Raw genomic sequence first — 21,520 nt, 5'->3', positions numbered from 1 at the left:
AGATCCTCACAGGGTCGGGGAGGGTTGCGGGGAGGGTTCGGCGGAACGGGATCGGTGGGGAGGTGGCCGCGGGGCGTCAGCCGCAGGTGCCCGCGTACGCGGCGGTGGAGGTCGCGCCGGCGACGCCGGGGGTCACCACTGCGCGGGTCGCGGGCGCGTCGGCCGCGCCCGGGAGGTCGTAGGAGACCGTCGTGGTCTGCCCCGGACGCAGCTCGATGAAGAGCGTCGTCGTCGAGCGTCCGTCGAGCTCGACCGGCGGCACCTCGCGCACGGTGCGGTCGATGGTGACGCGCTCCAGCGTGCGTCCCGGCGGCGCGAGCAGGTGCACGCGGACGACCTGGTTCCCGGGCGTGACGTCGAAGGCTCCCCCGCCGGTGACGTAGGACGGCAGCGAGCGGCCCGCGTCGGCCGGCGCGATCGAGGTGAGCCGCACCGAGCCGCGCAGCGTGCGGACGCCGTCGGCGCAGGTCTGCGGGCGCAGCCGCATCGAGGTGCGCAGGTAGGTCGACATCTTGGCGCCGGTGGCGTCGTTGAGGGCCACGACGACGTCGTCGCGGTGCGGGCCGCGGGCCAGGTCGCCCCCGACCGCCGCGGCCGCGAGCACCTGCTGCTCCTGCTCGTCCTGCGACGCCACGAGCAGCCGGCCGTCCCCGGCCGCGTCGGCCAGCGACTCGACGAGCCGCCGCGCGTCGACCTGACCGGAGGTGATCTTCGCGAAGACCGCGCTCGTGACGCCCTGGAAGAAGGCGTCCTGGCGGTCGGGGTCGGGGAAGCGGCGGTAGACGCCGGCGAGCAGCTCGTCGACCGCGTTGTCGGCGTCGAGCCGCACGCCCTCGACGTCGACCGGCCCGGTGGCGCGCAGCAGGCCGGCGGTCGTGACGGCGTCGAGGGCGACCACGCCGTCGATCCGGCCGCCGCGGGCGGCGAGCCAGCGATCGCGCATCAGCTGCGCGGCCCGCGGGAAGTCGGGGGTGAAGCCGGCGTCGAGGAAGTACTGGCCCATCTGGGGGCCGAAGACCGCGGCCTCGGCGCGGGAGATCCGCTGGTCCGCCCCGCCCACCTCGCGCCCGGCGACCTGGGGGCCGAGCGAGATCCGGCCCCGGTCGGCGTCGAGGACCGCCACGGCCCCGGGGAGGCCGCCGGTCGCTCGGATCTCGGCGTTGTTCTGGAAGACCAGCAGGTACCGGCGCTGGCCGTCGCCGCCGAGCAGGCCGGGCAGGACGCCCAGCGCGCGATCGGCGGCGTCGAGACCGCTGCGCAGGTCGTCGACCTGGGTGCGCAGCTCGTCGAACCGCCCCCGCAGCGCCGGCACGAGCCCGCCGGAGGCGACGCCGTCGAGGTCGGCGGCGGCCGCCCGCGCGGCGGCCGCGCCGTCGGCCACGGGCGGGCGCAGCGCGGTGAGGGCCTCGACGTCGATCCGGCCGTCGCGCGGGGTCAGCGCGTCGACGCCGTCCGAGGCCTTCAGCAGGCCGGGCACGCCGTCCTCGGCGAGGCCGGCGAGGGCGCGGCTGGCGGCTCGCACCGCCGCGGCGTCGTCGCCGTAGCGCGGCAGCAGGGTCGCGAGGCCCCACGCCCAGCCCCCGGTCGCGTCCGCGGCGCCGCGGGTGTGGCCGCGCAGGTCGGCGGCGGCGGCGTCGGCGGCCCCCCGGTCACCGGAGGTGACGGCCGCCCGCAGCCGCTGGGCGTCGGCGCTCGCGCTGGTCAGGTCGCCGCGGGCCGTCCAGGCCAGCCAGCCGGTCCACGCCGCCCACGCGCCGACGAGCACGACCGCGACGAGCAGGACCCGCAGCAGGCGGCGCCGACGACCGCGACGGGCGGCGACGTCGGCCGGGGAGTCGGAGGACGGTGCCGGCTCGGACTGGCTCATGGCGCGACTGCTCCTGGCGGGGCGTGGTGCGGGCAGGACGAACGAGCCCCGGTCCGCGTCACGCGGACCGGGGCTCGACGAGGTGGATCAGCGGGAGACCCGGATGACCAGGGCGGCGCTGGCGCGCTGGTAGCGGGTCTTGTTCGACGGCGAGAACGTCGCGCGGACGGTGTAGCTGCCGCTCGCGAGGGCCGGCACGCGGATGTAGCCGCGGCCCTGGCGGATGACGACGCGACCGCTGAAGGAGGTGGCCGAGGCCTTGGCCTTGGCGCCGTCACGGACGACCGAGACGGTCAGGACGCCGTTCGGGCGGCTCGGGCTGGCCGCCCGGGCGATGACGCTGGCACCGATGCGGAACGCCTTGCCGGGCTTCGGCGAGGACAGCGGCTTCAGGAACAGCTCGGTCTTGGCGCCCGGGCCCGGGTAGGGGTCCGCCGCGGTGGCGGTGCCCGCGGTCGCGAAGACGCCGGCGACGAGCATGAGCACGACCGACAGGGCCGCGAGGATCTTCTTCATGGGGTGCTCCCGGGGAGGTGAGGCCGGGGGGCCTCGGACGGACACTGCGGCCAAGGAAACCACAGCGGGCAGGTCCCGCGTGCAGGAACGCCGCAGCCTGGACGGGTGAGACACCTGCTCCGGGGGGAACGCGCACGGACCGGGCCGCCGATCGGACGCTCGGGGGGCCCGCGCGGCGGTGCCGTAGGGTCCGCCTCCATGTGGCAGCAGCGGACCCCGTCGAGCGCCGACGCCCGGCTCCCGGCGTCGGTCCACCTCGTCACGGGCGTGACGGGACAGGACGGCGTCCACCTGGCCCGCGCGCTGCACGCCGCCGGGCACGTCGTCGTCGGCACCTGGCTGCCGGAGCACCGCTCGCCCCACCTGGTGCACCTGCCCCGGTCCGACCGCCTGCGGCTGGCCGCGCTCGACGTGCGCGACGACGCCACGTTCGCGCAGCTGCTCGAGCAGCACCTGCCCGACGTCGTCCACCACCTCGCGGCGCTCAGCTCCGTCGGCGACTCCTGGCAGCAGCGCGACCTCACCGACGAGGTCAACCACCGTGCGGTCGTGCGGATGCTCGCCCGGCTGGAGGAGCACGCCCAGCGGCACGGCCGCGCCCCGCGCCTGCTCTTCGCGTCGAGCTCGGAGATCTTCGGCGCCGCCGTCCCCGGCGCGCTGCTCGACGAGCACAGCCCGCTGCGCCCCGTCTCCCCCTACGGCGAGGCCAAGGCCCGCGCGCACGAGGCCGTCGTCGCCGCGAGGTCGCGGGGCCTCGACGCCACCAGCCTGGTGCTCTTCGGTCACACGAGCCCGCTGCACGCGCCGCGCTTCGTGCTGCGCCAGATCGTCCGGCAGAGCGCGGAGCGCGCGCTCGGACGCCGCGAGGTCGTGGCGGTCCGCGATCCCTCGGTGGCCCGCGACTGGGGGTCCGCCCCCGACCTGATGCGCGCCTTCGCGGCCGCGGCCGCCGTCGAGCGCACCGAGGACCTCGTCGTCGCCACCGGCCGGGCCCACACGCTCGGCGAGATCGCGGAGTGGGCGGCCGACGCCGCCGCGCGCGAGTCCGTGGACACCTCCGGCGGCCGCACGGACGCCGCCCTGGTCGTCGGCGGCCCGGACACCGCACGGCCCCGCGACGTCACCGGCGTGTGCGGGGACGCCAGCCGCGCCGAGGCGGTCCTCGGGTGGCGACCGACCGTCCCGCTGCGCGCCGAGGTCGAGCGGATGGTGCGCGTCGACCTGCGCCGCCTGCGCACCGGGGTCGAGGAGGATCCCGCGCTGCTCGACCTGCCCGCCCTCGCCCCCGCGGGGGCCCCGGACTGAGGTCGACCGCCGGCGCGTCCCGCGTCTGGGCGGGCATGACGGAGGCCTCAAGGGACGGATTCGTGCCTCGCCCGACGGAGGGCTGGTCTAGCGTCGTCCCATGAGCAGCGCGCCCCCAAACCCCGACGAGCCCGAGCGGACCCGCCTGGACCCGATCGCCGAGGCACGCGCCGTCCTCATGCAGGCCGAGGAGTCCGGCGCCCCGGCGAGCCTGCCGCCGACCCGCACGACCCGGCTCGACCCGATCGCCGAGGCCCGCGCCACGCTCTTCGCCGACGAGACCGGCGAGACGCCGGCCGTGACCACCGAGCGCGAGCCCGGTCGCCGCCGCGGCCGCGAGGTGCCCCGCCGGCGACGCCGGGGCTCCGACGCCGCCGCGGCGCCCGAGGCCGCCCTCGGGACGACCTCCGAGCCCGCGGGTCCTGCTCCGGTCGAGCCGCCCGCCCCGCGCGGAGGCGACCCGGTCGCCCGCGCCCAGGCCGAGATCGTCGCCCGTCGCCGCGCCCGCGGCGTCGACCCGCGACCGGCACCCGAGGCGTCGGCGGCCGAGCCGGTCGAGCCGCCGCTGGCGGAGACGGGCGAGCCCAGGGCCGCGGTCGCCGAGCCCCGGGCCGCGGTGGTCGAGCCTGCCGAGACCCCGGCGCGCGTCGTGCCGAGCCGGGCGTCGGCCCCCGACGCGCCGGTGCGCAGCGAGAGCGTGCTGCCGCCTCCGGTCGCCCCGCTCGCCCCGGCACCGGTCCCGGCCCGCCCCGTCGATCCCGACCCGCGCGAGCTGCAGGAGGCCCGCGAGGCGCTGCGCCAGGCCGAGGCCCGCGCCGCCGAGCAGGCCGCCGCCCGCGTCGAGGCCGAGCGCCACGCGGCCGACCAGGCCCAGGCCCGCGCGGAGGCCGAGCGGGTGGCCGCCGACCGTGCCGCCGAGCTCGCCGCGGTGCACGCCTCCCGCGTGCAGGCCGACGTCGCCGCCGAGGAGCACGCGCGTCAGGCCGCGCAGGCCCTCCAGGCCCGCACCATCGCCGAGGAGGCCGCCGCCCGGGCGGCCGTGGCCCGTCAGGCCGCCGAGGACGCCGCCGCGCACCAGGCCGCCGCCCGCACCGCCGCCGATGCCGCCGCGCAGCGTCAGGCCGAGGCCGCCGAGCGCGCCGCCGAGGCCCGCCGCCGGGTCGAGGACGAGCTCGCCCGCACCGCCGAGCAGCTCCTCGCCGCCCAGCAGGAGCGCGAGGTGGCCGAGCGGGCCGCCGCCGACCAGGCCCGCACCGCCCGCGAGGCGCAGGAGTCGGCCGTCACGGCGCACCGCCGCTCCACCGAGCTCGCGTCCGGCCTCACCGCCGCGCACGAAGCCCGCCGGGAGGCCGACGCCGCGCTGGCCCGCGCCACCGAGCAGGCCCGCCAGACCACCGACGCCCTCGCCGACGCCGAGCGGCGCGCCGCCGACGCCCTGCGCCGCGCCGAGGCCAGCGCGGAGGCGCGCGGCCGCGTCGAGGAGAGCGTCCGCTCGCTGCTCGACGACGCCGCCGACGCCCAGCGCGCGCGGGTCGAGGCCGAGGAGCGGGCGCGGATCGCCGCCGAGGCCGCCACGGCGGCCCTGGAGGCGCGCGCCGCCGCCGAGGAGGCCGCCGCCCGTGCCAGCGCGGGCCGTGAGCGCCTCGACCTCGCCATCGCCCAGCACGCGGAGCTCGCCGAGCGCGCCACCCGCCAGCGCGCCGAGGCCGAGGCCCGCGCCGCCGAGCTGGCCCTCGAGCTGGAGGAGGCCCGGGCCGCCCTCCTGGAGGCCACCGCCGGCGGCTCCGCGCCGACGACGCCCGCGGGGCGACGCGGGCCGCTGCGCCGTCCCGCCGTCGAGCGCCCGGTCGCGCCGGACGCCACCCCGCCGTCACCGGCCGCACCCGCTGCCGAGCTGCCCCCGGTCGCGCCGGTGGCGCCCGTGACGCCGGTCGCGACCCCGAACTCGGTGCTGCCGCGGGCGTCCGCCCCGGCGGCCGGACGCACGTCAGGACGCTCGGCCGGCGAGGAGCCGATCGAGTGGAGCGCCGGCCTCGAGCCCGCCGCCCCCCGTCGTCCCGGCGCCACCGCCCGCGAGGACGCCCCGACGGCCGACGCCGGATCCGCGGCCGCTCCGAGCCCGACGCCGTCCGCCCGGGTGGCCGACGCACGCCCGACGCCGCCCGACCTGCCGCCGCTGAGCCGCGGCTCGCGCTCGGGCGCACCCCGCGAGGCGGCCGCTCGCTCGTCGAGCGAGCGTCCCCGCCCCCGGCGCGAGGAGAGCCTCGAGCGGGTGGAGCTGCGCCGGCCCTTCGACCTGCGGGGCGCGCTGCTGCTGCTCGCCGTGGTGCTCGGCTTCGGCGCCTTCACCTACCTGGCCGTCACCGGCGACCTGCTGAGCGTGCCGTCCGGCGCAGCGATGCTGATCGCCGCGGTGAGCGCGGGCCTGTGGACGCGCCTGCGCGGCGAGCGCCCCCGGCTGTGGCTCGAGGGCGACGTGCTGCACGTCGTCGCGAAGGGCGCCCGGCGCTCCTTCGACCTCTCCTCCGAGCACACGCGCATCCAGATGCACGGCGAGCCGGGCGAGCGCGGCTGGCGGGTGCACTTCCTGCGTCGCAGCCTGCCGGCGTTCGTGATCGACCCCTCGATGGTCGACCCCCACGAGCTCACCGAGGAGATCCGGGAGCGACGCTCCGACGTCTGACCGTCAGAGGATCTGCTCGAGCCCGGCCAGCACCGCCTCCCGGCGCGGCGCGCCTGCGGCCCGCAGCCGCTCGACGCCGGAGCCGTCCAGGACGATCGTGGTCGGCGTGCGCAGCACCCCGAGGTCGCGCACGAGCTGCAGCTGCGACTCGGCGTCGACCTCGACGTGACGCACGCCCGGCACCAGCTCGGCGACCTCCGTCAGCACCCGTCGGGTGGCCCGGCACGGCGCGCAGAAGGCGGAGGAGAACTGCAGCAGGGTCGCCCGCTCGCCCAGCGCCTCCTGCGGCAGGGCGGCCCGGACGAGGGCGCCGACGTCGGTCGCGGCCTGATCGGCAGCCTGGTCCGCGACCGGGGCGGCCGCCTCGGTCGCCTCGGACTGCGCCGGCAGGGTGCGGGTCCCGCGGAACCGTCCGTCGGTGGCGGCGCGGTAGAGCCCGAACCCGAGGGCCAGCACCACCGCGACGAGCGCGATGACCGGGCCCGGCGAGAGCGACACCAGGGGCAGGACGGCGGCGGAGGTGGACACGCCACGTTCAACGGGGGGCCGCGGCATCCGATTCCCGGGGTGCTCCGAACACCTCCCGCAGCCCGCCAGCCGCGCCGACGCCGACCCGGCGTCGCTCCGCCCGCCCCGACGGAGAGGTCCCCATGTCCGCCCTGCTCATCACGGCCGCCCTCGCCTGGCCCCCGCTCGCGCTCGTGGCCGCCTCGGTCGTCGGCAGGGCACTGCGCGAGAGCAACCGGCGCGCCGGCCTCTGAGGCCAGCCCGCCCGGCTCAGCCGCCGGCGAACGGCGGCAGGAACTCGACGCTGCGCCCCGGGGCCACGCCGACCTCCGCCGGGTCGCGCGACCCCGCCGGCTCGTCGTCGACCAGCACCGAGCAGACCGCGAGCACGGACGCCAGCGCCGGACGTCCCTCGACGACCCGTCGGCGCACCTCGGCGAGCGTCACTGGTCCAGACACCTCCAGGCGCTCCTCGGCGACCCCGGCCGCCGCCTTCGCCGCGGCCCAGTAACGAATTCGGATGAATTCGGTCTCAAAGCCGTTGGAACCTTCCAAAGTCACCGCCACGTTTCCTACTGTTCCATCCACAGCACCAGACCGGGGCCCAGCGTTGCGTTTCGGTAGCCACCCTGAACCGGGAGGAGACCCGTCATGAGCACCCTGCTCCTGCTCACCAGCGCGCTGCAGCCGTCCGCCGAGGTCCTGCCGGGCCTCGCCCTCCTGGGCCACCAGGTCCGCATCCTGCCCGCCGAGGGCTCGGCCCTGCTCGAGGCCCCCGACTCCGACCTGCTGCTCGTCGACGGCCGCCAGGACCTCGCGCACGCGCGCGACCTGTGCCGCCTGATCCGCACCACCGGCACCGACGTGCCCGTCGTCCTGATCGTCACCGAGGGCGGCCTCGCCGTCGTCCACCACGACTGGGGCATGGACGACGTCGTCCTCCACACCTGCGGCCCTGCCGAGCTCGAGGCCCGCATCAAGCTCGCCATCGGTCGGCTCGCCGCCAAGCGCGAGGCCGCCGACCCCGAGGCCCACGTCATCCGCTCCGGCGAGGTCGTCGTCGACGACGCCACCTACACCGCGAAGATCGGCGGCCGCCCGCTCGACCTCACCTTCAAGGAGTTCGAGCTGCTCAAGTTCCTCGCCCAGCACCCCGGCCGGGTCTTCACCCGCCAGCAGCTGCTGCAGGAGGTCTGGGGCTACGACTACTTCGGCGGCACCCGCACCGTCGACGTCCACGTCCGCCGCCTGCGCGCCAAGCTCGGCCCCGAGAACGAGACTCTCATCGGCACGGTGCGCAACGTCGGCTACCGGTTCGTGCTGCCCGCCAAGGAGAAGACCGCCGAGGCCGACGCGCGGCTCACCGAGGCCGCTGTTCCGCAGGACGCGTGAGGCCGGCGGCCCCGTCGGTTTCCCCGGTCGACCGGGGAAACTGATCGATGACGGGCGAAACATCGCGCGTCATCGATCGGTTCTGCCTGTCATGACCACCCTCGACGCCCTCCAGCACCTCGCCGCCGCCGCCGAGGAGGCCGACGGCGTCGCCCCGCTCGACGAGGCCACCTGGCGACTGCTCCGCCGCCATCCCGACGCCGTCTCGCTGCACGTCACCGCCGACAGGCCGGACGCGGGCGTGGCGGCGGTCCACGACGGCGAGCTGGCGCTGGTGGTGCACCCGGAGCACCGCGGACGCGGACTCGGCCGGGCCCTCCTGGCGACCGCGACCGACGCCGACGCACCCACGCTCGCGTGGTCCCATGCCGACCACCCGGCGGCCCGCGTGCTCGCGGCGTCGGCGGGCTGGGACGTCGTGCGCGAGCTGTGGGTCATGCGCCGACCCGACGTCGCGCTGCCGCCGGTCGCCGTGCCGGACGGCGTCGTCGTCCGCGGCTACGAGCCGTCCGATCGCGACGAGCTGCTGCGGGTCAACGCCGCCGCGTTCGCCCACCACCCCGAGCAGGGCTCGATGGACGTCGACGAGCTCGCCGAGCGGATGGCCGAGCCCTGGTTCGACCCCGCCGGGCTGCTCGTCGCCGCCCCGGCCGACGCGCCCGGGCAGCTGCTCGGCTTCCACTGGACCAAGCGCCACTCCGCGGCTCTCGGCGAGGTCTACGTCGTCGGGCTGGCACCCGAGGCGCAGGGACGCGGCCTCGGTGGCGTCCTGACCCTCGCCGGACTCCACCACCTGCGCGACGGCGGGGCGCGCGAGATCCTGCTGTACGTCGAGTCCGACAACGCCGCGGCGATCGCGGTCTACCGGCGGCTCGGCTTCGAGCACCACGTCCGCGACACCCACGTCATGTACCGGCGTCGCTGACGATCGCGGTCGAGCGAGCCGGCCAAGTCCCACGCGCCCCACGCGTCGCGACTGGTCAGGGAGAACTGGACGTTGTCAGGGGAAACTTCACCTGACAACGTCCGGTTTCCCCGGATATCCGGGGAAACCTGCCCGCACGCGCCTCAGCGCAGCGGCCGCACGTGCAGCCCCACGTCGGGGTCGACCACGACCTCCTGGGCGGCGGGCATGCCGTCGACGTCGAGCACGGCGTCGAGGGGGACGTTGCGCTTGACCAGCCCGAGCGCGATCGGGCCGAGCTCGTGGTGGCGAGCGGAGGTGCCGACGACGCCGACGGCGCGGCCCTCGAGCGTCAGCGGGGAGCCGACGGCGGGGAGGCGGTTCTCGGTGCCGTCGAGGTGGAGCAGCGTGAGCCGACGCGGGGGGCGGCCGAGGGTGTGGACGCGCGCGACGGTCTCCTGACCGCGGTAGCAGCCCTTGTCGAGGTGCACCGCCGAGCCGATCCAGCCGGCCTCGTTGGGGATGGTGCGGGCGTCGGTGTCGAGCCCGAGCCGCGGCACCCCGCGGGCGATCCGCAGCGCCTCGTACGCCCACAGACCGCACGCCGGCTCCGCGGCGCGGGCGTAGGCGGCCAGCTCGGCGCGCGGCACGTACTCGTAGCCCGGGGCGTCGAGCGCCGGCCGCCACATGACGGCGAGCTCGTCGGAGACGTCGGCCAGCTCGACGCGGCTCATGAAGACCATCCGCTCGAGGAAGCCCAGCAGCGCGACGGCGGCGCCGGGCTCGGTGTGGACGGTGAGCGCCGTGCCGTCGTCGACGCCCTCGAAGGCGTGCTCGACGTGCCCCTGCGGGTCGAGGATCAGCGCCGAGGTCCACTGCCCGGGGGCGAGCTCGAGCAGGTGCTGGGAGGTCAGCGCGTGCAGCCAGGTGAGTCGGTCGGGGCCGCTGATCCGCACGACGTCGCGATGCGAGAGGTCGACGAAGCCGGCACCCGACTCCAGCGTGCGCTGCTCGCCGTTGAACGAGCCGTAGTGGGCGGCGACGCCGGCGTCGCGACCGTCGCCCGCGACGGCGCCGGGCAGGTCGAGCAGCGGGGACGGGCGGGTGGCGCTCATGCGTGGCTCCCGGGATCGGGGTCGGGGTGGTCGGGGTGATCGGACGGGTCGGCCGCGCAGCAGGTGCCGAACACCGTCAGGTGCGGCAGGTCGGCCTCGAAGCCGTGCAGCTCCCGCAGCCGGGCCGCGAAGCCGCGCGCGACGTGTGTGTCAACGGAGATCGTCCGGCCGCAATTCCGGCAGACCAGGTGGAAGTGCTCGTGGTCGGTGACGGCGTGGTAGGTGGGCGCCCGGTCGGCGAGGTGGGCGTGCCGGATCAGGCCAACGTCCTCGAGGACCTCCAGGGTGCGGTAGACCGTGGAGAGGTTGACGGCCGACGACGTGGTGCGCACGTGGGCGAGCACCTCGTCGGGCGTCGCGTGGCCGAGGTGCTGGACGGCGTCGAGGATCAGCTCGCGCTGGGGGGTGAGCCGCAGCCCGGAGTCGCGCAGGCGCGCGCGCAGCTCCTCGCGCACGGCTCAGCGCCTCTGCAGCCGGGCCCACAGGTGGGGCTGGAGCTCGTGCTCGCCGGCGGCCATGTCGTAGGCGTAGAGGAGGTCGCCCTCGACGTTGCCGTAGAGGCGGTGGCCGCCGGTGACCTCCTTGGCGGTCTCGGTGAACCCCACGCCGGCGGTGCGCAGCTCGAGCTTGCCGCCCTCGGCCTGGCCGTACCAGATCTCGCTCAGGCCGGTGCTGTGGCTGAGCACGAGCTCGAGGCGGCCCTCGGGCAGGCAGCGCAGGAAGCCGGTCTCCTGCGCCGCCTCGCGGACGGTCGCGCCGGACTCGTCGACGATCCAGGAGCGGGACAAGTAGTGGAGGAACGGACGGCCGTCCTGCTGGAAGACCAGCTCCTGGCCGAACTGGAACGGCTCGATCGACGGGTAGTCGCCGTGTCCGTTGCCGGCCCATGTGCCCAGCAGCCAGGCGACCGGGCCGCAGTTCGGGTGGAGGTTGGACGGGATCGTGAAGGCCACGGCCGCAGCCTAGTGCGGCGCGCCGACTAGCCTCGGGCCCATGCCGCGAGCCCTCGTCGTCAAGGTCACCTGCGCCCAGGACGACCCCGAGCGCGCCAACCAGGCGGTCACCGTCGCGGCCGCCGCGGTCGCCTCGGGCGCCGAGGTGTCGCTGTGGCTCACCGGGGAGGCCGCCGCCTGGGCGGTGGCCGGACGCGGCCCCGACCTGGGCCTGGCCCACGCCAGCCCGGTGGAGGACCTCCTGCAGGCGGTCCTGGCCGGCGGCCGGGTCACCGTGTGCACCCAGTGCGCCACCCGCCGCGGGATCACGCCGGACGACGTGCGGCCTGGCGTGCGGGTCGCGGGAGCGGCGGCCTTCGCCGAGGAGGTCCTCGCCGACGGCGTCCAGGCGCTCGTCTACTGAGCGCTCCGGACGACGGCGCGCGGTGGGTAGGGTGCCCCCGATGAGCAGCGCCGACCGCAACCCGCCCCCCGGGGACGCCTCCGGGCGTCGCTGGCGCCGTCGCCACGAGCCGGACGCCGCGGTGCCGCAGGCCGACGTCCCGCCGTTCGACCTCGACGACCTCGAGCGGCGCGCGAGCGAGCAGGCCGTCGCGGCGGAGCAGGCCGCCCGGCTGCGCGGCCTGGCCGAGCGGGCCGCCGCCGAGCAGGCCGCGGAGCGGCTGGTGGCCGAGGAGTCCGCCCGCACCGCGGCGCTGGCCCGGGCCGAGGCCGACGCGGCCGCGGCCGAGCAGTCCCGGCGCGCCGCCGAGGCCGACTCCGCCCTCGCCGCGGCGCAGGCCGTGCTGGCCCGCCACCAGGAGGAGCTCGCGGCCGCCGTCGAGGCCGCCGCCGCCAGCGCCCGCGCCCTGGACGAGGCCCGCCGGGCCGCCGAGGAGGCCGAGCGCGCCCGCCGGGCCGCCGAGGAGGCGGCCACCGCCCAGGCCGAGTCCCGCGCCGCCGTCGAGGACCGCGTCGCCGCACTCGCCGAGCACGCCGCGCGCGCCGAGGACGCCCGCCGCCTCGCCCAGGACGACGCCCGGATCGAGCAGGAGCGGGTCACCGAGCTCGTCGCCGCCCGCGCGGACGCCGAGCGCGCCGCGGCCGACGCCGCCCGCGCCGCGCAGGAGGCGGTCGACGCCCGCCGGGTCGCCGACGAGACCGCGCGGCACGCCCAGGAGGCCGCGATCGCGGCCCACGACGCCCGACGTGCCTCGGACGCCGCCGCCGCCGAGCGGGTGCGTGAGGCGGCCGACGCCCGCGCCGAGGCCGATCGGGTCGCCGCCGAGCACGCCGCCGCGCGCGCCGCCGCGGAGGAGGCGGGCGTCCGGGCGGCCGTCGAGCTGGCCGCCGCGTTGGAGGCCCGCGCCGCCGCCGAGACCGCGGTCGCCGAGGCGATCGCCCGGGCCGCCGAGGCCGAGCGACGTCGCGCCGACGCCGAGACCAGCGCCGCCGAGGCCCACGAGGCGGCCGCCCGCGCCGCTCGCGACCGTGAGACCGCGGAGCAGGCGGGTCTGGCCGCCCGCCGGGCCGCCGAGGACGCCGAGCAGGCGCGCGCCGCAGCCGACCGCGCCGCCGCCGAGCAGGCCGAGGCCCGCGCCGCCGCCGAGCAGCGCGTCGCCGAGCAGGCCGACCTGCGCGAGCAGGCCGAGCGCGCCGCCGCCGAGCAGGCCCGCCTCGCCGACGCCGCCCACGCCGCCCGTCGCGAGGCCGAGGACGCCGCCCGCCGCGCCCTCGCCGACGCCGAGTCCGCCGTCCGGGCCCGGGAGGACGCCGACCGCTCCGCCGCGCTGCGGATCGCCGACGCCGAGGCCGCCGCCCTGGCGCGGATGGCGGCGGCGGACGCGGAGGCCGAGCAGCGCATCGAGGCCGCCCGCGCCGAGGCCGCCCGCACCGAGGAGCAGGCGCGCGCCCGAGCCGCCGCAGCCGAGGCCGACGCCGAGCAGCGCGTCGAGGCCACCCGCACCGCCCTCGCCGAGGCCGAGCAGCACGCCGTCGCGCAGACCGCGGCCGCCGGCCTGGCCGCCGGTCAGGCCGCCGCCGCGCACCGCGCCGCGGGCGAGCGGGCCGAGGAGACCCGCGCCGCCGTCGAGGCGCGCCTGGCCGCCGAGCAGGCGGCCGCCGACGCCGGCCGCCGGGCCGAGGCCGCCGAGTCCGCCCGGGCCGCCGCCGAGGCCGCCCTGCAGGCCGCCGTCGAGGCCCGCGAGGGCGCCGAGCGGCAGGCCGTCGAGCTCGCCGAGCAGGCCGCCCGCAGCGCCGCCGACCGCGACGCCGCCGAGCGCCGCACCACCGAGGCGCTCGACCAGCTCCGCGCGGCGCTCGAGGCGCGGGCCGAGGCCGAGCAGGCGGTCGTCCGCGAGTCGGAGGCCCGGGCCGCCGCCGAGGCCGAGGCCGCCCAGCGGGCCATCGACCGCCAGGCCGTCGAGTCGTCGGTGCGCCGCTCCACCGAGCTCGTCGAGCTCGCCAACCAGGAGCGGCTGGTCGCCGAGCAGCGTGCCGCCGAGCTGGCCGAGCGGCTCGCCGCGCTCACCGAGGCCGCGGTCGAGGGCGGCGAGCCCTCCGCGTCCGCCACCACCCGGGGCCTGCGTCGGCCCTCCGCGCGGCAGCAGCCGTCGCGCGCCGAGGCCCCGGTGCCCGCACCGGTGCAGGAGCGCACCCGCGAGCCGCGCGTCCCGGAGCCGACGGCCGCCGCCGTCGAGCCGCAGCCACCGACGCCGGCCGCTCCCCGCTCCGCCAGCGCCGGAGCCGGGTCGGAGTCGGCGTCCGAATCCGGGTCCGTGAGCGCCCGCCGGCCGGCCGACCTCCCGACGCCGCCCCCGACCGAGCTGAGCCGTGCGCTGGCCGAGGAGCCGACCCGACCGCGTCCCTCGGTGCTCGACAGCACCGCGCGCCCCGCCGCGGCGGAGTCCCTCGACCTCGGCGGCGCCCCCGGACGCGCCGCGCTGCGGGCCGTCGCTCTCGTGCTGGCGCTGCTGGCGGCCGTCGCCGCCGGCGCCACGGCCGTCACCGACCGGCCCACGGCACCGCTGGTCTACGCCGCCGGTGGCGTCGCGGCCGTGCTGCTGCTCCTGGTCCTGGTGCCCCTGCCGGGCCGCCGCGGGCGGCGCGGTCGGGTGCGGGTCGACGACGCCGGCGTCGTCGAGATCGTGCACGGCGACAGCCGGCACCGCTTCGACCTCTACAGCCCGAGCACCCGCATCGAGGTGCGCGGCGAGCCGGGCTCGTCCGGCTGGGAGGTGCGCTTCCTGCGCCGCAGCCTGCCGGCGGTGGTCGTCGACCGCCGCATGGTCGACCCGCAGGCGTTCACCCGCGAGCTACGACGCTGGCGACCCGAGCTCTGAGCCCGGCCAGCGGCTCGACCGGCCGCCTGACTCAGGCGAGCCCGGCGCGCAGGGCGTCGGCGATCTCGAGCACGCAGGCCCGGGAGCGCCGACCCACGCCGACGACGTTCAGGAAGCCGTGGATCTGGTCGGGGAAGCGCTGCAGCCGCACCTCGACGCCGGCGTCGGAGAGCCGGCGCGCGTAGGCCTCCCCCTCGTCGCGCAGCGGGTCGAAGCCCGCGGTGCACAGGTAGGCGGGCGCGAGCCCGTCGGGGATCTCGGCGTTCAGCGGCGAGAGCCGCTCCTCGGCGGGGTCGGCGTCGGCGGGGATGTAGGAGTCGGAGGCGACGTCCATGAACCGCTGGGAGAGGAAGAACCCCTCGTTGAACCGGCGGGCCGAGTCGGTGTCGTGCACCGCGTCGGTGGTCGGGTAGACCAGCAGCTGGAAGGCCAGCGGCAGCCCCTCCCGCGCCGCGGCCAGGGCGACGTTGGCCGCCAGGTTGCCCCCCGCGGAGTCGCCGCCGACGGCGAGCCGCGCAGGGTCGGCGTGCAGCTCGGCGGCGTGCTCCACGACCCAGCGGAACGCGGCGACCGCGTCGTCGCACGCGGCGGGGAACGGGTGCTCGGGCGCGAGCCGGTAGTCGACGGCCAGCACGCGGACGCCGGCCCGCTCCGCGAGCAGCCGGCAGGGGGCGTCGTGGGAGTCGAGGTCGCCGTAGACGAACCCGCCGCCGTGCACGAACAGCAGCAGCGGGCCGACCTGGCCGCGGCCCAGCCCGCTCGGCCGGTAGAGCCGGGCCGGCATCCCGGCCACCTCGAGGTCGCGGGTCTCCGCGATCGACAGGGCGCCGCCGGCGAGGCGGCTCTGGTGCAGCAGCGCGACGCGGCCCTGCGGGATCGGCAGGGTCTCGACGGCGGGGATGCCGCTGACCCTCTGCAGCCGCAGCATCAGCTGGGTCTCCGCGGCCAGCGTCTGGCCGTCGCGGACGACCGGGCGGCCCGCCAGGCGGCGCTGCACCGGCTCGGGCAGCCCCATGACCCCGGCGAACACCGCCTGCTCGACGCGGCCGCGCACCTGCTGGAGGGCGGCGAGGGGCGGGGACGGCCGGGTGCCGGGACGAGGGCTGCTCACGGGTCGTCAACCTAGCCCGCGGGGCCACGTCCGGGTGACACCGACCGTTCACCGATCGGTGGAAGGATGCCGGGCATGACCGCCGAGCTCACCGCCGACGCCGCCCACAACCCCGACGGCCCCCCGCACGAGAGCTTCGACGTCGAGCCCCCCTACGAGCCGGACGACGCCGCGCTCGCCGCCGTCGAGCGGTTCGACGACCGGTTCCTCGACCGCGAGCTGTCGTGGCTGCGGTTCAACGAGCGGGTGCTCGAGCTGGCCGAGGACCCCTCGCTGCCGCTGCTCGAGCGCGCCCGGTTCCTGGCGATCTTCGCCAGCAACCTCGACGAGTTCTTCATGGTGCGGGTGGCGGGCCTGAAGCGGCGCATCGCCGCCGGCCTCGCGGTGCGCGCGGCGTCCGGCCTGATGCCCCGCGAGGTGCTCGACCGGATCTGGGCGACCGCCGCCGAACTCAGCGCCCGCCACGCCCGGGTGCTGCACGACCAGCTGCGGCCCGCGCTCACCGAGAGCGGCATCGACCTCGTCCGCTGGGAGGAGCTCACCAGCGACGAGCAGCGCACCTGCAAGCGGCTGTTCAAGGAGCGCATCTTCCCCGTGCTCACCCCGCTCGCGGTCGACCCCGCCCACCCGTTCCCCTACATCTCGGGGCTCTCGCTCAACCTGGCCGTCGTCATCGAGAACCCCCGCTCGGGCAAGGAGCACTTCGCCCGGGTCAAGGTGCCGCCGATCTTCAGCCGCTTCGTGCCCGTCGGCAACGACCGGTTCGTCCCGCTCGAGGACGTCATCCGCGAGCACCTGAAGAAGCTGTTCCCCGGCATGAGCATCGTCGAGGTGCACACCTTCCGGGTCACCCGCAACGAGGACCTCGAGGTCGAGGAGGACGACGCCGAGAACCTCCTCACCGCGCTCGAGAAGGAGCTGCTGCGCCGCCGGTTCGGCCCGCCGGTGCGCCTGGAGGTCGAGGAGTCGATCTCCGACGCCGTGCTCGACCTGCTGGTCACCGAGCTCGGCATCGGCGAGGCCGAGGTCTTCCGGCTGCCCGGCCCGCTCGACCTGCGCGGTTTGCACGGCATCGCCGACCTCGACCGCGCGGAGCTGAAGTACCCGGCCTTCGTCCCGACCACCCACCCGCGGCTCGCCGAGGTCGAGTCGGCCAAGCCGGTCGACGTCTTCAAGGCCGCGCGGCGTCACGACGTGCTGCTGCACCATCCGTACGACTCCTTCTCCACCTCGGTGCAGCGGTTCATCGAGCAGGCGGCCGCCGACCGTCACGTGCTGGCGATCAAGCAGACCCTCTACCGCACGTCCGGCGACTCCCCGATCATCGACGCCCTCATCGACGCCGCCGAGGCCGGCAAGCAGGTGCTGGTGATCGTCGAGATCAAGGCGCGCTTCGACGAGGAGGCGAACATCCGCTGGGCGCGCAAGCTCGAGCAGGCCGGCTGCCACGTCGTCTACGGCCTGGTGGGGCTCAAGACCCACTGCAAGCTCTCGATGGTCGTGCGGCAGGAGCCCGACGGCATCCGCCGCTACACCCACATCGGCACCGGCAACTACAACCCGAAGACCTCGCGCATGTACGAGGACCTCGGGCTGATCACCACGAACGAGCGGATCGGCGAGGACGTCGCCCACCTGTTCAACAACCTCTCGGGCTGGTCGCGCAACGCCTCCTACGAGGAGCTGCTCGTGGCGCCCGACAACGTCCGCACGGGCCTGGTCGAGCGCATCCACCGCGAGATCGCGCACCACCGCGCCGGCCGCCCGGCACGCATCCGGCTCAAGGCCAACAGCGTGGTCGACGAGGCGGTCATCGACGCCCTCTACCTGGCCTCCCAGGAGGGCGTGCCGGTGCAGCTGCTGGTGCGCGGCATCTGCGCGCTGCGGCCGGGGGTCCCGGGCCTGAGCGAGAACGTCGAGGTGCGCTCGATCCTCGGCCGCTTCCTCGAGCACAGCCGCGTCTTCGACGTCGAGAACGGCGGCGAGCCGGAGGCGTGGATCGGGTCGGCCGACATGATGCACCGCAACCTCGACCGTCGCGTCGAGGTGCTGGTGCGCCTGCCCGGCGAGTCGACCCGCGGCCCGGTGCGCGAGCTGCTCGACCTCGCGTTCGCCCCCGACACCTCGGCCTGGCTGCTCGACGCCGAGGGCAGCTGGTCCCGCAACGGCGGCGAGGTCGACCTGCAGGCGGCGCTGATCGAGCGGCAGCGCTCGCGCCGGAGCGCGCAGGCCTGACGCCGACCCGGCAGCGACCGGGCAGCGACCGGGCAGCGACCGGGCAGCGACCCAGGGCTCCACGGCGTGGCCGGGGTCACTGGGCGACGGGGCGAGCCGTCGGACGGTTGCGTCCGTCCACAGTGGCCCGCCTAGAGTGACCCCCGGTTCATCTCCGCCTCGCCCCCGCCTCAACAGGAGCTCTTCCGTGGGTCTGCGCTTCCGGCCGGTCGACTCGTCGTTCTACGACCTGCTGACCGCGTCCGCCGAGCACCTGGTCACCGGTGCCTCGCTGCTGGCGCAGATGCTCGGCGACCGCGAGCACAACGCCGAGGTGGCGGCCGCGATGCGCGACGCCGAGCACGCCGCCGACGAGACCGCCCACAGCCTGTTCAAGCGGGCCACCTCGAGCTTCGTGACGCCCTTCGACCGCGAGGACGTCTACGCGCTGGGCTCGGCGCTCGACGACGTCATGGACCACCTCGACGAGGCCGTCGAGATGATCCTGCTCTACGAGGTGAAGGTGCTGCCGACCCAGCTCTCGGGCCAGGTCGAGGTGCTCCAGCGCTGCGCGGAGCTGACGGCGGCCTCGATGCCGCGGCTGCGCACGCCGGCCGCCATGGAGGAGTTCTGGATCGAGATCAACCGGCTCGAGAACGAGGGCGACCGCAACCACCGACGGATCCTCGCCCACCTGTTCTCCGGCGAGTACAAGGCGCTCGAGGTGCTGAAGCTCAAGGACATCGCGGAGTCGATGGAGAGCGCGATCGACGCCTTCGAGCGGGTCGCGACGATCGTGGAGCAGATCGCCGTCAAGGAGACCTGACGAGGTGGATCCCCTCGTCCTCCTCACCGTCGTCACCATCGTCGTCGCGCTCGGGTTCGCCTACACCAACGGCTTCCACGACGCCTCCACCGCGGTCGCGACCTCGGTGGCCACGCGCGCGCTGACGCCCCGCATCGCGCTCGCGATGGCCGCGGTGATGAACCTCGTCGGCGCCTTCCTCGGGCAGGGCGTGGCGGCGACCGTCGCCTCGGTCGTCGTGCCGCCCGACGGCGAGGCCGGGCTGCGACTGCTGCTGGCCGCGCTGCTCGGCGCGATCGCCTGGAACCTCCTCACCTGGCGCGCGGGGCTGCCGTCCTCGTCGTCCTACGCGCTGCTGGGCGGGCTGGCCGGCGCGGCTCTCGCGGCGGGGGCGACGGTGCGCTGGGACGTCGTCCGCGAGACCGTCCTGGTCGCGATGGTCGCCTCGCCGCTCGTCGGCCTGCTGGGGGCCGCGGGCCTCATGGTGGCGCTGCTGTGGGTCTTCCGGAACCGGCCGCTGCACCGCACGCAGCGCGGCTTCCGCGTCGCGCAGACGGTCTCGGCGGCCGCCGTGGCGCTCGGCCACGGCCTGCAGGACGCCCAGAAGTCGGCGGCGGTCATCGTCCTGGCTATGCTGGCGGGCGGCTACTCGATGGGCACCACCGAGGACTCCGCCGACCTCCCGGTCTGGGTGATCTCCCTGGTCGCGCTGGCCCTGGCGGCCGGCACGCTCAGCGGGGGCTGGCGGATCATGCGCACCCTGGGCCGACGCCTGGTCGATCTCGACCCGGCCCGCGGGTTCGCCGCCGAGACCGTCGCCGCCGGCGTGCTCTACACCGCGGGGGTCGCCTTCGACGCCCCCGTCTCCACGACGCACACCCTCACCGCTGCCGTCGTCGGCGCCGGCTCGACGACCCGGCTCTCGGCGGTGCGCTGGCGCCTCGCACGACGGATCCTGCTCGCCTGGGTGGTCACCGTGCCGGCGGCCGCGCTCGGGGCCGCCGCGATGTGGTGCGCGCTGGGCCTCGTCCTCGGCTGACCGTCCGGGCCCTGCGGCCCGACGCCCCCTCCGGCCCCGCGCGCCGACGTCAGCCGGCGAGGTGCTCGCGGGCGAACTCCAGCGACTCGCGCAGGTCGGCCAGCCGCTCGCCCCGGTCGGCGCAGCGCCGGGTGTTGATCTCGAGCACGACGTCGCCCTCGAACCCGCTGCCGGCGAGGTGGCGCAGGAACCCGTCGGCGTTCATGACGCCGCGCCCCGGCACCAGGTGCTCGTCCTTGACCGAGCCGGTGCCGTCGGTGAGGTGGACGTGCCGCAGCCGCGGCCCCAGGCGTCGGGCCATCTCGACGACGTCGTCGCCGGCGATCGCGGCGTGGGAGAGGTCGATGGTGGTGTTGGCGTACGGCTCGTCCGAGGGATCCCAGCCCGGCAGGTACATCTCGACGCCGCGGCGCGACGAGGCCCGCCACGGGTACATGTTCTCGACCGCGAACCGCAGGCCGGTGGTGGCCTCCAGCGCGGCGATGCCCTCGACGAAGCCGCGCGCGTACTCCTTCTGCCAGCGGAACGGCGGGTGCACCACGACGACCTCGGCGCCGAGGTGGTGGGCCATCTCGGCCGACCGCTCGAGCTTGCCCCACGGGTCGGTGCCCCAGACCCGCTGGGTGAACAGCAGGCACGGCGCGTGGACGCTGCACACCGGCACGCCGTGGTGGTCGGCGAGCTTGCCGAGGGCGACCTGGTCCTGGCTGAGCCGGTCGAGGGCGACCATCACTTCGACCGCGTCGTAGCCGAGCTCGGCGGCGTAGGCGAAGGCGTGGGCCGCCGACTCCGGGTAGGCGGAGGAGGTGGAGAGTCCGATGCGGGTCATCACGGGAGCCGGGTCAGCCCAGCACGCCGATCTGGTCGATCCGCTCGAGGATGACGCCCTCGCGCAGCGCCCACGGGCAGATCTCCAGCGCGGGCAGGTCGAAGATGTCCATGCACGCCTCGGCGACGAGCGCGCCCGGCACGATCTGGTGCGCCCGCGACGGCGAGACGCCGGGCAGCCCGGCCAGCTCGGCGAGGTCCATCGTCGCCAGCTTCGGGATCCAGGTGGCCAGGGCGGCCCGCTCCAGCGCGCGCGGCACCAGCAGGCCCTCCGAGGACGGCGCCGCGCCGCAGATGCGGGCCAGGGAGCGGAAGGTCTTCGACGTCGCCGCCGCCCGGTGCGGGGCGCCGCCGCGCAGCAACTGGCCGGCGTCGCGGGCGATCTCGGCGCGGATCCGCTTGCGCAGCTCGCGCAGCTGCTCCTCGCCGGGGTTGCGGTCGGCGAAGTAGGCGCGCGCCAGCCGGGCCGCGCCCAGCGGCATCGACCACGCGACGTCCGGGGCCTCGTCGCTGCCGGCCGCGATCTCCAGGGAGCCGCCGCCGATGTCGAAGACCGCCAGGCGTCCGGCCGACCAGCCGAACCAGCGGCGCACCGAGAGGAACGTCAGGCGGGCCTCGTCCTCGCCGGAGAGCACGCCGAGCTCCAGCCCCGTGCGCTCGCGCACGCGGGCCAGCACGTCGTCGCTGTTGACGGCGTCGCGCACCGCGGAGGTGGCGAAGGCGAGCATCTCCTCGCAGCCGCGGTCCTCGGCCACCACGATCGCGTCGGCGACGAAGCGGACGAGGGCGTCGATGCCGAGCTGGGTGACCGCCCCGGCGTCGTCGAGGTGCTCGGCCAGCCGCAGCGGCTCCTTGTGGGACGACGCGGCCAGCGGGGCCGAGCCCCCGTGGGCGTCGACGACGAGCAGGTGGCCCGTGTTCGAGCCGATGTCGAGGACGCCCAGGCGCATGACCCCAACGT

The 21,520-nt window shown here is 76.7% G+C and carries 19 protein-coding genes; 9 read left to right on the top strand and 10 right to left on the bottom strand.

Annotated elements, in window-relative coordinates; all coding sequences use genetic code 11:
* Nucleotides 1-76 precede the first annotated feature (76 nt).
* Together K8Z61_RS10315 and K8Z61_RS10310 are read right to left on the bottom strand one after the other, a co-directional pair.
* Nucleotides 77-1,867 (bottom strand): DUF4012 domain-containing protein, encoded by a 1,791-nt coding sequence (locus tag K8Z61_RS10315; RefSeq protein ID WP_224129160.1) that lies wholly within the window; start codon nucleotides 1,865-1,867, stop codon nucleotides 77-79.
* A gap of 87 nt (nucleotides 1,868-1,954) precedes the next feature.
* Nucleotides 1,955-2,383 (bottom strand): hypothetical protein, encoded by a 429-nt coding sequence (locus K8Z61_RS10310; protein WP_224129158.1) that lies wholly within the window; start codon nucleotides 2,381-2,383, stop codon nucleotides 1,955-1,957.
* 198 nt (nucleotides 2,384-2,581) lie between these two features.
* Between K8Z61_RS10310 and K8Z61_RS10305 the strand changes: the two genes are divergently transcribed.
* Together K8Z61_RS10305 and K8Z61_RS10300 are read left to right on the top strand one after the other, a co-directional pair.
* Entirely contained in the window at nucleotides 2,582-3,688 is a 1,107-nt protein-coding gene (locus tag K8Z61_RS10305) for a GDP-mannose 4,6-dehydratase (protein WP_224129156.1), read from the top strand.
* Between the two features lie 100 nt (nucleotides 3,689-3,788).
* Nucleotides 3,789-6,371 carry a hypothetical protein gene (locus K8Z61_RS10300; protein WP_224129154.1) on the top strand — a complete coding sequence of 861 codons (2,583 nt, stop codon included), beginning with the start codon at nucleotides 3,789-3,791 and terminating at the stop codon, nucleotides 6,369-6,371.
* 3 nt (nucleotides 6,372-6,374) lie between these two features.
* Here the strand turns inward: K8Z61_RS10300 and K8Z61_RS10295 are convergent, their stop codons facing one another.
* A complete protein-coding gene (locus K8Z61_RS10295; protein ID WP_224129152.1) occupies nucleotides 6,375-6,899 on the bottom strand; it encodes a thioredoxin family protein in 525 nt (174 codons plus the stop codon).
* Between the two features lie 249 nt (nucleotides 6,900-7,148).
* The gene (locus K8Z61_RS10290) at nucleotides 7,149-7,439 is read right to left on the bottom strand and encodes a MoaD/ThiS family protein (protein WP_224129150.1); all 291 of its coding nucleotides are present in this window, start codon (nucleotides 7,437-7,439) and stop codon (nucleotides 7,149-7,151) included.
* Nucleotides 7,440-7,529: 90 nt separating this feature from the next.
* On the opposite strand from K8Z61_RS10290, the gene K8Z61_RS10285 reads away from it, so the two are divergent.
* Together K8Z61_RS10285 and mshD are read left to right on the top strand one after the other, a co-directional pair.
* The gene (locus tag K8Z61_RS10285) at nucleotides 7,530-8,270 is read left to right on the top strand and encodes a response regulator transcription factor (protein WP_224129148.1); all 741 of its coding nucleotides are present in this window, start codon (nucleotides 7,530-7,532) and stop codon (nucleotides 8,268-8,270) included.
* A gap of 91 nt (nucleotides 8,271-8,361) precedes the next feature.
* A complete protein-coding gene (mshD, locus tag K8Z61_RS10280) occupies nucleotides 8,362-9,195 on the top strand; it encodes a mycothiol synthase (protein ID WP_224129146.1) in 834 nt (277 codons plus the stop codon).
* Between the two features lie 143 nt (nucleotides 9,196-9,338).
* Here mshD and K8Z61_RS10275 read toward each other — a convergent pair whose 3' ends face one another.
* From K8Z61_RS10275 to K8Z61_RS10265, 3 genes are read right to left on the bottom strand one after another with little or no spacing between them, the layout of a single operon-like run.
* Complete coding sequence (locus K8Z61_RS10275) at nucleotides 9,339-10,289, bottom strand: folate-binding protein YgfZ (protein WP_224129144.1); 951 nt, start codon at nucleotides 10,287-10,289, stop codon at nucleotides 9,339-9,341.
* Nucleotides 10,286-10,744: a Fur family transcriptional regulator gene (locus tag K8Z61_RS10270; RefSeq protein ID WP_224129142.1), complete on the bottom strand. Its 459-nt coding sequence runs from the start codon at nucleotides 10,742-10,744 to the stop codon at nucleotides 10,286-10,288. The genes K8Z61_RS10275 and K8Z61_RS10270 overlap by 4 nt, the downstream gene beginning before the upstream one ends.
* A 3-nt stretch (nucleotides 10,745-10,747) precedes the next feature.
* Nucleotides 10,748-11,242 carry an FABP family protein gene (locus tag K8Z61_RS10265; RefSeq protein ID WP_224129139.1) on the bottom strand — a complete coding sequence of 165 codons (495 nt, stop codon included), beginning with the start codon at nucleotides 11,240-11,242 and terminating at the stop codon, nucleotides 10,748-10,750.
* Between the two features lie 40 nt (nucleotides 11,243-11,282).
* Between K8Z61_RS10265 and K8Z61_RS10260 the strand changes: the two genes are divergently transcribed.
* Nucleotides 11,283-11,645: a DsrE family protein gene (locus K8Z61_RS10260; protein ID WP_224129137.1), complete on the top strand. Its 363-nt coding sequence runs from the start codon at nucleotides 11,283-11,285 to the stop codon at nucleotides 11,643-11,645.
* A 40-nt stretch (nucleotides 11,646-11,685) separates the two neighbouring features.
* On the top strand, nucleotides 11,686-14,562 hold the full coding sequence (locus tag K8Z61_RS10255; protein WP_224129135.1) for a hypothetical protein: 2,877 nt from the start codon (nucleotides 11,686-11,688) through the stop codon (nucleotides 14,560-14,562).
* A 31-nt stretch (nucleotides 14,563-14,593) separates the two neighbouring features.
* Here K8Z61_RS10255 and K8Z61_RS10250 read toward each other — a convergent pair whose 3' ends face one another.
* Nucleotides 14,594-15,673, bottom strand: a complete 1,080-nt coding sequence (locus tag K8Z61_RS10250; protein ID WP_224129133.1) for an alpha/beta hydrolase — start codon at nucleotides 15,671-15,673, stop codon at nucleotides 14,594-14,596.
* Nucleotides 15,674-15,748: 75 nt separating this feature from the next.
* On the opposite strand from K8Z61_RS10250, the gene K8Z61_RS10245 reads away from it, so the two are divergent.
* From K8Z61_RS10245 to K8Z61_RS10235, 3 genes are all read left to right on the top strand, one after another.
* A complete protein-coding gene (locus K8Z61_RS10245; protein WP_224129131.1) occupies nucleotides 15,749-17,908 on the top strand; it encodes an RNA degradosome polyphosphate kinase in 2,160 nt (719 codons plus the stop codon).
* 187 nt (nucleotides 17,909-18,095) lie between these two features.
* Nucleotides 18,096-18,713 carry a DUF47 domain-containing protein gene (locus K8Z61_RS10240; RefSeq protein WP_224129129.1) on the top strand — a complete coding sequence of 206 codons (618 nt, stop codon included), beginning with the start codon at nucleotides 18,096-18,098 and terminating at the stop codon, nucleotides 18,711-18,713.
* A gap of 4 nt (nucleotides 18,714-18,717) precedes the next feature.
* Nucleotides 18,718-19,731 carry an inorganic phosphate transporter gene (locus K8Z61_RS10235; RefSeq protein ID WP_224129127.1) on the top strand — a complete coding sequence of 338 codons (1,014 nt, stop codon included), beginning with the start codon at nucleotides 18,718-18,720 and terminating at the stop codon, nucleotides 19,729-19,731.
* A gap of 49 nt (nucleotides 19,732-19,780) precedes the next feature.
* On the opposite strand, the gene K8Z61_RS10230 is transcribed toward K8Z61_RS10235, so the two are convergent.
* Nucleotides 19,781-20,560 (bottom strand): sugar phosphate isomerase/epimerase, encoded by a 780-nt coding sequence (locus K8Z61_RS10230; RefSeq protein ID WP_224129125.1) that lies wholly within the window; start codon nucleotides 20,558-20,560, stop codon nucleotides 19,781-19,783.
* 13 nt (nucleotides 20,561-20,573) lie between these two features.
* Nucleotides 20,574-21,509, bottom strand: a complete 936-nt coding sequence (locus K8Z61_RS10225) for a Ppx/GppA phosphatase family protein (protein ID WP_224129124.1) — start codon at nucleotides 21,507-21,509, stop codon at nucleotides 20,574-20,576.
* Between the last annotated feature and the right edge of the window lie 11 nt (nucleotides 21,510-21,520).

The organism is Nocardioides sp. TRM66260-LWL, from assembly GCF_020075545.1.
Classification (GTDB): domain Bacteria; phylum Actinomycetota; class Actinomycetes; order Propionibacteriales; family Nocardioidaceae; genus Nocardioides.
The sequence above is the reverse complement of the archived record's forward strand: the minus strand, read 5'-3'. Positions and strand labels throughout refer to the sequence as shown.